The organism is Niallia taxi, assembly GCF_032818155.1.
Taxonomy (GTDB): Bacteria; Bacillota; Bacilli; order Bacillales; family Cytobacillaceae; genus Niallia; species Niallia taxi_A.
Map to the genome: position 1 here is coordinate 3,479,803 of NZ_CP102589.1, position 13,802 is coordinate 3,493,604.

General features: G+C 37.3%; 12 protein-coding genes and 1 other annotated feature. Of the genes, 2 read left to right on the plus strand and 10 right to left on the minus strand.

Annotation, left to right across the window (positions count from 1 at the left end):
* Positions 1-362 precede the first annotated feature (362 nt).
* Positions 363-585, plus strand: a binding site (T-box leader).
* 114 nt (positions 586-699) lie between these two features.
* Entirely contained in the window at positions 700-1,689 is a 990-nt protein-coding gene (gene trpS, locus NQZ71_RS17355) for a tryptophan--tRNA ligase (protein WP_144452027.1), read from the plus strand.
* Between the two features lie 545 nt (positions 1,690-2,234).
* On the opposite strand, the gene NQZ71_RS17360 is transcribed toward trpS, so the two are convergent.
* The 10 genes from NQZ71_RS17360 to NQZ71_RS17405 all read right to left on the minus strand — a co-directional run bounded on the left by NQZ71_RS17360 (position 2,235) and on the right by NQZ71_RS17405 (position 13,145).
* Positions 2,235-2,984 (minus strand): YjbA family protein, encoded by a 750-nt coding sequence (locus NQZ71_RS17360; protein ID WP_144452026.1) that lies wholly within the window; start codon positions 2,982-2,984, stop codon positions 2,235-2,237.
* 279 nt (positions 2,985-3,263) lie between these two features.
* Positions 3,264-4,178: an oligopeptide ABC transporter permease gene (opp4C, locus tag NQZ71_RS17365; protein ID WP_144452025.1), complete on the minus strand. Its 915-nt coding sequence runs from the start codon at positions 4,176-4,178 to the stop codon at positions 3,264-3,266.
* 12 nt (positions 4,179-4,190) lie between these two features.
* Complete coding sequence (gene opp4B / locus NQZ71_RS17370; protein ID WP_260053578.1) at positions 4,191-5,156, minus strand: oligopeptide ABC transporter permease; 966 nt, start codon at positions 5,154-5,156, stop codon at positions 4,191-4,193.
* A gap of 40 nt (positions 5,157-5,196) precedes the next feature.
* Positions 5,197-6,891 carry an oligopeptide ABC transporter substrate-binding protein gene (gene opp4A, locus NQZ71_RS17375; protein ID WP_260053577.1) on the minus strand — a complete coding sequence of 565 codons (1,695 nt, stop codon included), beginning with the start codon at positions 6,889-6,891 and terminating at the stop codon, positions 5,197-5,199.
* A 27-nt stretch (positions 6,892-6,918) separates the two neighbouring features.
* The gene (locus NQZ71_RS17380; protein WP_260053697.1) at positions 6,919-7,911 is read right to left on the minus strand and encodes an ABC transporter ATP-binding protein; all 993 of its coding nucleotides are present in this window, start codon (positions 7,909-7,911) and stop codon (positions 6,919-6,921) included.
* A gap of 20 nt (positions 7,912-7,931) precedes the next feature.
* Complete coding sequence (locus tag NQZ71_RS17385; RefSeq protein ID WP_317011051.1) at positions 7,932-8,957, minus strand: ABC transporter ATP-binding protein; 1,026 nt, start codon at positions 8,955-8,957, stop codon at positions 7,932-7,934.
* Positions 8,958-9,128: 171 nt separating this feature from the next.
* Positions 9,129-9,755 carry a DUF2268 domain-containing putative Zn-dependent protease gene (locus NQZ71_RS17390; RefSeq protein WP_144452020.1) on the minus strand — a complete coding sequence of 209 codons (627 nt, stop codon included), beginning with the start codon at positions 9,753-9,755 and terminating at the stop codon, positions 9,129-9,131.
* Positions 9,756-10,141: 386 nt separating this feature from the next.
* A complete protein-coding gene (locus tag NQZ71_RS17395; RefSeq protein ID WP_127735929.1) occupies positions 10,142-10,564 on the minus strand; it encodes a Fur family transcriptional regulator in 423 nt (140 codons plus the stop codon).
* A 344-nt stretch (positions 10,565-10,908) separates the two neighbouring features.
* On the minus strand, positions 10,909-12,147 hold the full coding sequence (gene fabF / locus NQZ71_RS17400; protein WP_144452019.1) for a beta-ketoacyl-ACP synthase II: 1,239 nt from the start codon (positions 12,145-12,147) through the stop codon (positions 10,909-10,911).
* 59 nt (positions 12,148-12,206) lie between these two features.
* Positions 12,207-13,145: a beta-ketoacyl-ACP synthase III gene (locus NQZ71_RS17405; RefSeq protein ID WP_144452018.1), complete on the minus strand. Its 939-nt coding sequence runs from the start codon at positions 13,143-13,145 to the stop codon at positions 12,207-12,209.
* A gap of 255 nt (positions 13,146-13,400) precedes the next feature.
* Between NQZ71_RS17405 and NQZ71_RS17410 the strand changes: the two genes are divergently transcribed.
* On the plus strand, positions 13,401-13,757 hold the full coding sequence (locus NQZ71_RS17410; RefSeq protein WP_317011052.1) for a hypothetical protein: 357 nt from the start codon (positions 13,401-13,403) through the stop codon (positions 13,755-13,757).
* Positions 13,758-13,802: the final 45 nt, after the last annotated feature.

Here is a 13,802-nt window from a genome sequence, read left to right on the forward strand (position 1 = left end):
ACTAGTATAATAATGAGTAGGACTTATGATTTAGTATATCCAATTGTTTTAAATAGTCTGAAATATCACTTTTAATTTCCACTCGTAAAATCAATTATATATATCGACCTATTAGAATGCAAGAATTTTGTAGAATTTTGTAGAATTAAGAATAATCTAAATAAATACAATTTATAGATTTTTCTGTAAATCATATTCTAATATACTATATAACTAAAAAATGGAAAAACCTCGATATTTTCCTGAAAAAGTTATCTGTTCCTTTTTCCCCCATCGGCCGAATATTCTTTCAACTTTTAATTTCCCCCTCCCCTCCCTTGCTTTTTCCCGTCAATTAGTATAATTTATATGTATATAGTTAAATAAATGCTTTGATAAAGAGTAGTACTTATATGATGGTTTTTAAAAGAGAGTTTGTGTCTGGTGAAAACAAACAGCCGATTATAAGGAATGGACTTTTGAGCACTGAAATAGAACCGCAATTCGTTTATGGCATACTACATTTCAGCGACTTCCTTTCGTTAACAAGGATAAAGTGGCTTTTTTAAGCAATTAGGGTGGCACCGCGGACCATTCGTCCCTATGTTTCATATAGGGACGTGTGGTCTTTTTGTCGTTCTTTTTTCTTTTTCGGTTTCTAAAAGACTTTTCTATTCCTATTTCTTATATAGTACTAACTACAAAATGGAGGAAAAACACATGAAAACAATCTTTTCCGGCATTCAGCCGAGCGGAACAATCACTTTAGGAAATTACATTGGCGCACTGAACCAATTTGTAGAACTGCAGGATGATTATAACTGCTATTTCTGCATCGTTGATCAGCATGCTATTACAGTTCCTCAAGACCGTCTTGTTTTAAGAAACAACATCCGCAGCCTTGCAGCTTTATATATTGCAGTCGGCATCAATCCTGAGAAGGCTACATTATTTATTCAATCAGAGGTTCCTGCACATGCTCAAGGTGCTTGGATGATGCAATGTATTTCTTATATCGGCGAATTAGAGCGTATGACGCAGTTTAAAGATAAATCAGCAGGTAAAGACGGAGTATCTGCAGCACTACTCACATACCCGCCATTAATGGCAACAGACATTTTACTGTATGGTACAGACCTAGTGCCTGTTGGCGAGGATCAAAAGCAGCACTTGGAGCTGACTCGAGATCTTGCAGAAAGATTTAATAAGAAGTATAACGACATTTTGACAATTCCAGAGGTACGTATTCCAAAGGTTGGCGCAAGAATTATGTCCCTTCAAGAGCCAACAAAGAAAATGAGCAAATCTGATCCTAACAAAAAAGCAACAATCACCCTATTGGATGAACCAAGTGTGATTGTCAAAAAGATTAAGAGTGCTGTCACTGATTCAGAAGGTATCGTTAAATTCGATACAGAAAATAAACCAGGAGTATCGAACCTTTTATCGATATACTCCATTCTATCCGGCAAATCAATTGCCACTCTTGAAGAAATGTACGAAGGTAAAGGTTATGGCGACTTCAAGTCAGATCTTGCAGAAGTAGTTGTCGAAGCAATCCGCCCAATCCAAGAAAAATACAATGAGCTGATGAACTCACCTGAACTTGATGAAATATTGGACTTAGGAGCAGAAAAAGCGAATAAGGTAGCAAGCAAAATGCTTAAGAAAATGGAAAATGCAATGGGCCTTGGCCGTAAGCGCAGATAAACCGAAGAGGCTGATAGTGTTACTATCAGCCTCTTTTTATGTCCTCAAGGTTTACTTTGTATTGATGTTCTTCTCAGGTCCTTTAGCGACACCCTAGTCCTGTAGCTTTCTCCATCATCCTTTCCATCTGTCTTTTCTCCTGTAGACACTTTTATAACGCAGACAAACAGATGTTTATATTTTTTTCCCTCTTCCACCTAAAGCATAAGACTATCAATTTCTGCTTTAGAAGCTTCTATTATAAGTGCCAGCTTAGTACCTAAGCTCTATAGTTTCTTCGCTGGGACTTGTTAATGCTGTACCTCCATTACAATTAAATTTTTTTTTTGATAGTTACAGTAAACCTTTGTTTGTTGATAACTATTTCTTTGGTAAACAACCTTATCTTTACTTACATTCACCATTGCAAGGGCAAAAATTAGCCTCCTTTGATAAAGAAGAAATAAAAAGACTGTAGACAAACCTCATTATGAGAGTTTATCTACAGCCTGTCTGCTAATCAAGCTCTATCAGCCTGATTTTCCTTTATTAATAGAAGAAAGTTATTAATTAACCTTTGGACCGTGTTCTAATTCCCACAGTTTTTCAAAAAAAGGCTGCCCTTTAATGATGTTCTCACAAAATGTCTCATGCTTTAGTGACCATCCAAACTTCGTACAATCGAACAGCTCACTCCAGGCATCCTCAAATTCTAGGCTTTGAATATCAAAATACTTTTCAGGACTCCATTCTGTATACCAGTACCTTACCTCTGCAACATTCTCAGATGAATGCAGCTGATCAAGGGCCATGAACAGTAATTGCTTTAACTGACGCTCTTTTCTTGTCAGCCCATACATCATTTGCGGCTCTGGTGACAATATATGAAATTCTTTATTTTCTTCATTTTCACCTTGGAAGTTGTAGTTTATAGACTCTTGATTTTCAAGCAATTCATATGCAAGCTGTTCCTGTCTTGGTATCATTCTGCTTTTTCTGATTGGAATAGAATATCCTAAAGTATCTACAACCAATATTCCTGTTCCGTCTGATACAACAAAGCAATAATCTAGTTGAATTCTTTCATGGTTTTTACGAAGATAAGCTTTTTGATAAATTTCTTCAAGCAGCTGTCTCGGAAGCTCTGCCAAATCATTTTCTATGTAGCTAAACAATACCGAATCAATCTTTATAAGCGGCACTTGATCAAGCAGCTCCACTCCATCTTCTTTTCTCCATTCATGGAAGTGGCAAACATTATAACCGTTTTCCTCTCCTTCAAACCAATTAACCCAAACATCATGAAGATATTGCATATTTTATCCCTCGCTTCAACAACTGTTTGTCAATCAGTATGGGCATCGTGCAGTAAATTTATTCCTGTTTTGTCATTGTTCTTTTAAGTTTATTTTCTAGAAAGCATGTAATCTTTGCATTCGCCCATTAATAGTATGCTTATTATTATGATACTTTTCTCTGATATATGTACAAACTCTCTATAGATTTATAATACAAAAAAGCCTTTCTATGTGAGAAAGACCTTTTTACTTCTATTCTTATAGCCTTATCTGATTGTAATGTAAACCTGTTAAGCATCATCGTTTTGATTTTGGATTAAAGGCGTCTTTTAAGCCTTCTCCGATGAAGTTAATGGATAGAATTGTTAGTGTAATCATGATTGCTGGTGGTAACCATATCCACGGTTTATTCTGCAACACATCTGGTTCGTTTGCAGATGACAGCATATTACCCCAACTTGGCACCTCTTGAGGTACACCAAATCCCAAATAACTTAATCCAGACTCAACAACAATCATACTCGCAAAGAGAATAGATGCTTGCACTATAATGGTAGACATAACATTCGGCAGTAAATGTTTAATAATGACTTTACTCGGTTTACCTCCGATGGAAATGGCTGCTAGAATATATTCGTTTTCCTTCTCGGAGAGGATTTTACTGCGCACAATTCTTGCTACCCCTCCCCAGCTCAACAGACTTATCACGATGATTAAAACCGATAATCCTGAAACAATTCCTTGAAGAATGGCATTGAGTACGATAACAAATACTAAAAACGGAAACACCATGATAAAGTCAGTGAATCGCATTAACATACTATCAATCTTGCCGCCATAATACCCTGCAATGGATCCAACTAATGTACCTAAAAACACAACAGTAACAGTGCAGGATATTCCTACAAGTAAAGAAATCCTGCCTCCATATAATAAGCGGGTAAACACATCTCTACCACTTTTATCCGTACCAAGCCAGTGGTCACCAGAAGGCTTCAAAGACATTTGACCTATATTTACCTTTGTTATATCTATTGTAGTGATATAAGGAGCCAAAAAGGAAAGAATGGTCACAAGAATAAGGAATAACAAACTTACCATTGCAATCTTATTCTTAATGAATTTACTTCTAGCAAGTGCCCATGGAGAAAGGCTTTTCGCTTTTATGTCTACGTTTAAGTTTTTGTTATTTTTCGGAGTAATTACTTCCATTTCCCTTTCCTCCTAACTTACCCTTATCCTTGGATCTACAACGCCATATAAAATATCGGCTATGAGGTTGCCCAGCAATGTTAAAAACGAAAATAACATTAACAATGTTAACAGAACTGGATAGTCTCTCGTACCTACAGATTGGATCATCAATTGACCAATTCCTGGGTAAGTGAAAATTGTTTCGGTAATAACTGCACCGCCAATTAATGCAGCGATATCAAATCCTAAAAACGTTACTAGCGGTATCATAGAATTCCTTAATATATGAACATTATAAATTTTATTTTCATGCGTTCCTTTTGCACGTGCTGTTCTGACAAAATCCTTTCTGCTATTTTCGATAATGTCATTTCTAAGGAATTGTGTGTAGCTAGCTGTTGCTAATGCACCAAGCACAATCGCTGGTAAAAAAACATGATGAAGCCTGCTCATGTAATATTCAAATGATCCTTTTATCAATCCTATTCCTACAGAACCATTTGAAGGAAACCAATTTAATTTAAAGGCAAAAATATATATAGTAATGACTCCAGCTACAAACGAGGGAATTGCCAGTCCAATATAGTTTATACCTGCAATCAGGTTGTCCCGAATTGTATAAGGCTTTCTTCCAGAAATCATCCCGAAAGTAAAGGCAAGAATATACGTAATAATTAGGGCTGTAATTCCTAAGAAAATTGTATTTGGCAGCCGTTCCGTAATAAGATCTGCTACATCTATTTTATAGCGGGTTGATGTACCAAAATCCCCTTTAATAAATTCTGTCACCCAGCGAAAATATTGAACATATTCAGGGTCATTGTATCCGAGTTTTTCTCTCATTTCAGCTATATATTGAGGGTCTGTGTTATTAGGATCAATCTCTCCACTGAGGGAATCCCCTGGCATTAATTTTGCCAGGGAGAATACCACAACAGAAGTAAGGAGCAACATTGGTATCATGCCTAATATTCTTCGCAATGTATATTTCAACATGTAACTCTCTTCTCCTTATTTTAAAATCTATTATTCTGTTTTATTGCTGAATCCACCACTCGTTCGGTCTGTTTGTGCCAGAAACATCGAACGTCACACCTTGAACACGTTTATTAAGCGCCATCACTTCATCTAGTTCAGCTACAGGAAGTGCAGGCAATTCCTCCATAAATTGTTTCTGCCACTCTACATAAAGCTCTTTACGTTTTTCTTGATCAGTACCGACAATGCTAACATCTAAAGCATCATCCAATAATTTATCGCTCTTTTCACTTACCCATCTTGAGTAATTCCATAGAGCATCAGATCTCCACAAGCCTGATGGATCTGGATCTGTTCCAGTAGACCAGCCGCCAAAGAATACTTCAATGGACTTATCAGCTTTTTCAATTTGGTCATAGTATAGATTAACATCTGTCATGCTAAGTTCTGTTTTCAAACCAACCTCTTCCCAATACTGAACAATCGCTTGTGCACGAGTTTCGAATGTCGGGTTATTTGTTGCGTAATGCGAGAATTTAACGGTAAAAGGATCTCCATTTGGATCTTCTCTGAAACCATCGCCATCTATATCTTTATATCCAGCTTCATCAAGCAAGGACTTTGCCTTTTCTGGATCATACTTAAATTGTTCTAATTCACTGTTGTCAGCTGAAATCCAGTGATTGGATGGTACTGGTGTATTAACGGTCTTACCTACACCATAAAAGAAGGCTTCATTCCATTCATCCCTATTCATCGCATAATACATAGCTTGACGCAGTTTTAGATCCTGATATTTAGGTTCGTTCATAACGTTTTTGCTTCCATCCCAAGTTCCTAATCTAAAGCCAATATAGTAATAAGACAATCCAGGATATTGTTCAATTTTCACATTATCCAATGCCTCGATATCTGCCTTAATGCTAGGATGGAATGCAGTCATATCTAATGTATTATTCTGTAATTCACCAATTGTTAAAGACGGATCGATTACCTTCAGAACAACCCCGTCTAAATGAGGCTTGCCGTTGAAATAGTCATCAAATCTTTCAAATTCGACTGATTCGCCTGGCACAATATTTTTGATTTTGAACGGTCCTAACCCTACAGGTTTTGTTCTTACTTGCTCTGAACTTGCCATGTCTTTAACAGCAATTCCTTCAAATTCCTTTGCAGGCATTGCATATGTCCACACGTTTTCTAAATTGTTAACTCTTGCTTTATCAAATGTAATTTCGATGTTGTAATCATCAATTACTTTGATTCCTGAAATGCTGTCGGCAGAGCCGTCATGATAAGCCGGCGCTCCCTCAATTGTTTGAACATTTGTATATCGTGGTCCATCATAGTCTTTATCTGCAAGTGTTTCTAACGCAAAAACCCAGTCATTAACAGTTAGCTCTTCCCCGTTATGCCATTTAACGCCTTCTTTAAAGGTAAATGTATACACCTTATTATCCTCTGTTTTCCAGGAGGCAATATTTGGCTGTGGCTTAAGGTTTTCATCATAATCTATTAAGCTTTCATCAAAGAAACTAATTACTTCAGCATCTGTTGCATTAGCGTAAAATGACCAATTAAACAAACCCTCTGGAGATGAATCAAGTGAATACACTAACGTTCCACCATCCTGTGGTTCGTCTGATGCAGACCCTTCATTTGTAGAGGTCTTTTCTCCTTCACCACTGCAAGCTGCCAAAAAAGCAGACAAAATCAACATTAAAGCAGTTAAGACAATCCAATTCTTTTTCATTTTTGTTCCTCCCCCTTAAAACTTTTTTTAATATAGATGGCAAGCTACTTTATGTAATGGTTTCACCTCCTTTAATACAGGCTTTATCTCTTTACATTCTGCCTTGGCAAAAGGACATCTGGGATGAAATGGGCACCCTGATGGTGGGTTAATCGGACTTGGTACATCGCCTTCTAAAATAATTCGCCTTTTCTTTTTTCTAGGATCTGGCTCTGGTATTGCTGAAATTAAGGCTTGAGTATATGGATGCAGTGGCGCTTCGTACATCCCCTCTTTATTTGCTATTTCAACCAGGTTTCCTAAGTACATAACACCAATTTGGTCACTCATATGCTTAACGACACTTAAATCATGGGCGATGAATAAAAAGGTTAAATTAAATTCTGCTTGTAATTGTTTCAATAGATTTAACACCTGTGATTGTACAGATACATCGAGGGCAGAAACTGGTTCATCTGCAATGATTAGCTTTGGCTTCAGCGCAAGTGCTCTTGCAATACCAATCCTTTGCCTTTGTCCTCCTGAAAATTCATGTGCATACTTATAATAAGCGTCAGTTGGTAATCCTACTTTTGTTAGCAGGTCCATTACTTCTGTTTGTAATTCGGTCTTCTGTTTATTTTTATTGTAGTTTTTTAGAGGCTCAGCGATTATGTCCCCTACCATCTGCATTGGGTTAAGTGAAGCATATGGATCCTGAAAGACCATTTGCACATCTTTACGGATCTCACGCAATGATTTTCCCTTTAATTCAGTAATATCCTTATTATCAAAAAGAATATTTCCCTCATAAGGCTTTAAGAATCGTAATATTGTTCTTCCTGTCGTTGATTTTCCGCAACCCGATTCACCAACTAACCCAAATGTTTCCCCTTTTTTTATTGCAAACGAGACTCCGTCAACTGCTTTAACATGTGCTACTGTTTTACCAAAGAAGCCTGCTTTAACTGGAAAATATGCTTTTAATCCGTTCACTTGCAGGATTGTTTCCTGATCTTGATCTCTTTTTTCTTCGTTCATAACTGCTGATTTTTTGGTCATCACACATTCACTCCTTCCTTCGGCTTGCTTTGGTCATAAAGAAGGCAGGAAACTTCATGTCCATCTTCAAGGCTTGCAAGAACTGGAGTTATATATTTGCATTCAGGCATTGCCTTTGGGCAGCGGTCTGCAAATCTACAGCCAGCTTCTGGCATATTTTTCAAGGATGGAACGATGCCGCTGATAGAGCTAAGTAGCTCGACTTCCTCGTCCATTTTTGGAATAGCCTCCATTAGTAGCTTTGTATAGGGATGCTTTGGTTCATAAAACAATGTATCAACATCTGTCTTTTCGACGATTTTGCCTGCATACATAACAATGACTTCATCGCACATTTCAGCAACAACCCCTAAATCATGGGTAATAAGGATAACTGACATGCCGTTTTCTTCTTGGATTTCTTTCATAAGGTCAAGGATTTGGGCTTGGACTGTTACATCAAGTGCAGTTGTAGGTTCGTCGGCAATCAAGAGTCTTGGCTGGCAAGCGATAGCAATCGCTATCATCACCCTTTGGCGCATACCGCCAGACAGCTGATGTGGATATTCATCGACAAGTTTTTCTGGTCTTGATATCCCGACACTTTTTAATAATTCAACGCTTTTTTGTCTTGCTTGCTTTTTGGTAATATTATGGTGGTTCAGCAAAACTTCCATCAATTGAAAGCCAATTGTAAAAACAGGATTTAACGAGGTCATTGGTTCTTGAAATATCATAGAGATTTCTTTTCCTCTGATATTATTTATCTCTTTATCTTCCATTGTTTCCAGGTGAACTCCATCAAAGATGATTTCGCCTGAGCGGATTTTTCCAGCTCCTTTTGGTAGGAGCTTCATGATGGAAAGGCTAAGCACGGATTTCCCGCAGCCTGATTCGCCAACAATGCCAATAATTTGACGTGGCTTTACTTGGAAGGAAACATTATCGACTGCATTGTACAGTTTCCCATCAATAGAGAAGGAAGTTTCTAGGTTCTTTACCTCAAGCAAGTTATTATTGCTTTCCGCAGAAGTATTACTGTTCATTTTGCACCTCTTACGTATTGAGACTTTTTTGACATTTTATTCGTTTTGTTAAAAAACTATTACAAATTTATTAGTATTGATATTTTTTCTTGTTATTTTTTACTGAACGTATTTACAAATTAAAAGAAGAAACCCTTTAACAACAAGGTTTCTCCCGTTTTTATATTGTATTCATACTAAAAACTTTTCACTTTCTAAAATAAAATATGCTTTTTCAGAAAAGCTTTTTTGTTTTTTAAACTTAGTAATCAGGTGAAATCCATAACAATATCCTAGCATGTCTGGATACTTTCCCAGGCCAAATAACAAGGCATCATGCACATAGTCACTTTTATTAACGTCGAGGTTATCTTTCAGATATTTGCTCCAGTATTCCTCTAGCTCTTCTTCCTTATATTTACGACACCAGTCAGCATTGTATTTCTCGCCACAGTGAATTTGCACGGAATGCTCTGCAAGTCCTTCAATGATAATGGAATCTAACAGACTATATTCGTTAACATCCTTCTTTTGATAATGTATTCGGCAAACATGATGATATTCATGAATGAACAATGCTTCCAATTCTTTTTCATCCTCAATATCTCCAATAAAAAGAAACATCATATCAGCAAATGACAAGCCTGATTTGTTATCATTACCTCTGTTAGACTGATTAAAAGGAAAAATATAAATAGGGATATCAGGACCATTCCATAGCTTTTTGTATTTCTTAAGGAACTTATCACACTTAGCCCATACATCCTCCTTCACAAGAGAAGTATAAATTTCTTTCGTTTTTCGTGATGGCTTATACATTCCAAAATTGGCTAAATGCTGATAAACCTTTCTTGGAGGCTCCCCCTCAAAGGTTCCTTTTAGCTCTTCGCAAATTGACACTGGTTTATTAAAATTTTCGTCTAGCCATTCCCTCGTGTTGACTATCCCAATTAAAATCCCCCTTTTCCCTTCAACAGAACAGAATATATGGTTAGTTTATGTTATTCTAATTTTTTGTGTGTTAATACAAATGACTATGGAAAGTCCACAAAAAAACTCTGCACAGCTTGTGCAGAGTTTTTTTGTGTTACATAATTTTCTTTCGTTTATCCACGATCATCTTAAAGCCACAGCCGCAAATGATGGAATGCTTCAGCCTTTGCATCGGCTGTTTACAGACAGGGCAATCCTGCTGCACTTTTTGTTTATTTTTGTTCGCAATTGCTGCATGTTCCGTAGAACTGGAGGTTATGGGAACTAATGTCGAATTTTGAGATGGATTGGGCAAATACTTCAACCTCCTTTAGTGCTGGATACCAAACATCTACCATTTCTCCGCATTCACTGCAGACAATATGATAGTGATCTTCTTTTTTCCATTCATACTTGCTTAAAGCTTCTCCAAACTGAATTTCTTTCACTAATCCTAATTCACAAAATAAATTGATATTATTATAAACTGTGGTGATGCTTACAGAAGGCATGGATTCATTCAACAGCTGATATAACTCCTCTACTGTCCAATGCTTGTTTCCTTTTGACAGAATATTTATTAGTTCGTGCCTTTGAGGTGTTAAGCGGATATTTTTCTCTTTTAATGTCTGCACTGCATTTTCAATACTTAACATATAATCCTCCTTTGCTAAACAAAGCGATGGTAAAGTGAAAATCCGTCTATCCTAATGAGAAAAGACTGGATTTTTAAGTAAACGCTTTCTTTACTTAAAAATAAAGCATTTAGTAAAATTTATGTCCTAACAAAAAATTCAATACTATATATTTAATTATATACATTTTTTGATTATAGTCAATTTTAATTTATAATAATTATCAATAAGAAAAAGACCAACCGGTTTAGAGGTTGGTCTTTTACATATTTTATCTGTTATATCAGGAGGTGTTAATTCCACTACAGTGGTTAGATGCAACGAGCCGCTTTAGGTAGATTAACATCCTCTCACTATTTAGCTATTTATTGGTATTTCTTAAAAATAATCGTTGCGTTATGTCCACCGAAGCCTAATGAATTACTCATTGCTACGTTCACTTCTTGTTTTCTGTGCTGATTAACTACATAGTCCAAATCACAATCTGGATCTGGTGTTTCGTAATTGATTGTTGGAGGAATGACACTGTCTTTGATTGACAGCACACTGAAAATTGCTTCCACTCCGCCTGCAGCTCCCAATAGATGTCCTGTCATTGATTTTGTTGAGCTGACAGGTAATTTATATGCATGGTCACCGAAAACTTCTTTAATTGCCATTGTTTCGAATTTGTCATTATAAGCTGTGCTTGTTCCATGCGCATTAAGGTAGGAAACATCCTCTGGATTTAAGCCTGCATCATTGATCGCCATTTTCATCGCACGTGCGCCGCCTTCTCCGCCTGGTGCCGGTGAAGTGATATGGTATGCGTCTCCTGTTGAGCCGTAACCGACGATTTCTGCATAGATTTTTGCTCCTCTAGCAAGAGCGTGCTCTAGTTCTTCCAATACGACAATACCTGCACCCTCACCAATAACAAAGCCGTCACGATTTGCATCAAACGGTCTGCTTGCTGTTTTTGGATCTGGATTTGTTGAAAGTGCTGTATTTGCACAGAACCCAGCAACAGACATTTTCGTAATCGGCGCTTCTGCACCTCCAGAAATCATTGCATCAGCATCACCGCGCTGAATGACTTTAAATGCATCTCCGATAGAGTTTGTACCAGTAGCACAAGCTGTCACCGTACAAGAGTTTACTCCTCTAGCACCAAGCGTAATGGAAACTTGTCCTGTTGCCATATCTGGAATAAGCATTGGCACGAAGAACGGACTAACACGCTTATAGCCCCTCTTTTGGAAGATTTCATATTGGTTTTCGAATGTTTCCATTCCACCGATTCCAGAACCAATCCAAACACCAATTCGTGCTGAGTTCTCATCTGTTATTTGCAAGTCTGCATCTTTTACAGCCATTAACGAAGCTGCCAGAGCATATTGCGTAAAGCGGTCCATCTTTCTTGCATCTTTTTTATCCATGAATTCTTCTGGATTGAAGTCAGTGATTTCAGCTGCTACTTTGGCAGGATATTCATCTGCATTAATTCTAGTAAGCGGCCCAACACCAGAAACTCCATTCACGATATTTTCCCATGTTTTTGCAGCATCATTACCAACCGGTGTTACTGCACCAATACCTGTAACGACTACTCTTCTATTACTCATGTTTACAATCTCCTTTGTTTATACGTTCTTTTATAGGATGTAAATTATTTTCAAAAGGATTATTTACCCCAGCGAAGTGCGATAGCTCCCCATGTCAAACCGCCGCCGAAGCCTACAAGTACGATAACATCATCATCTTTGATTTTACCTGCTTCATACTCTTCCACAAGTGAAATCGGAATAGACGCAGCACTTGTATTTCCGTATTTATGGACTGTTTTTGACATTTTTTCTTCTGGAAGATTCAAACGCTGTCTGGATGCCTCCATAATTCTAATATTTGCTTGATGCGGAATCAGGAAGTCAACATCCTCTTTTGATAGACCAGCTTTAACTAATACATTCTCACTGCTTTCACCCATTTGACGAACAGCAAATTTGAAAACCTCTCTGCCATTCATTTGGATAAAGTCATCATCATCCTGGAAAAGATGCTTGCCGCCAGAACCATCTGCGCCTAGTTCAAATGAAAGGATACCTCTTCCTTCTGAAACTTGTCCTAAAACGACAGCTCCTCCACCATCACCAAAAAGCACTGCTGTATTGCGGTCTTCCCAGTTAGTTATCTTTGAAAGCTTTTCCACTCCAATGACAAGAGCATATTTATATGCACCGTTGTCAATAAACTGTTTAGCTGTAACCATGCCGTACATAAATCCGGCACATGCAGCACTTAAATCCATTGCTGCGGCTTTCACGCAGCCAAGACGTTCTTGAAGCATACATGCTACTGTTGGAAACGGCTGATCTGGTGTAACTGTCGCCACCAAAATCAAGTCTATGTCCTCTGGGCTGATGTTTGCATTCTCTATCGCTTTTTTTGCTGCTTCATATGCTATATCAGATGTATTTGTATTATCATCTGCAATTCTTCGTTCTTCAATGCCTGTACGTGTACGAATCCATTCATCATTCGTATCAACCATTTTCTCTAAATCAAAATTTGTCAGTATTTTTTCAGGCAGTGCACGACCAAGGCCAATAATTCCTGTACTCAAAGCTGTCAGCTCCTTTAATATGTCCGATTATACTTTATTTGCTTGCCAAATGAAAAATGAAAGGCATTTTTATCTGCAATTGCATCTTATATATTATTATCAATTATTATGACTTGGTACTAATTTTAACAAATTTCTCCTATAGTATGCAACTTTTTTTCACTTTATAAGCGCCTGTCTAAACAACTTTTCTTTATCAAACATAAGATAATTACAAAGCAGCTATAGATATGTCAAAAAGGGGAGAGAACGGAAATGGAAGATGATTTTCAAAACGAATTAGAAGAAAATGATACAATTGAAAATTCCGAGGATGATTACTATTTTGATTTTATGCTTGGGAAAAAGGTATACAGGGAAAAGCGGTCAGAAGGAATAGAGAAACGACGGGAAAGGAACAGAGGAGATTCCTGGATTTTAGGAGGCCGCAGCAGAGATAGCAGCGAGGAAAATAAGGATAAAAAAGAGGCAAGTGATGGAGTAATGCACTATTTGGACCAAATAGATATGGACTTGGTTTTCAGCAATATAGACCTCTTTATGAATTCTGCTAATGAATTGAAACCGCTAATAAAAAAAGTAAAACCCATGTTCAAGAAGTGGCTGGATTAAACTTTCAAAAGCAAGCTCCTGCTGAAAAAAGCTTGCATCTCCTTA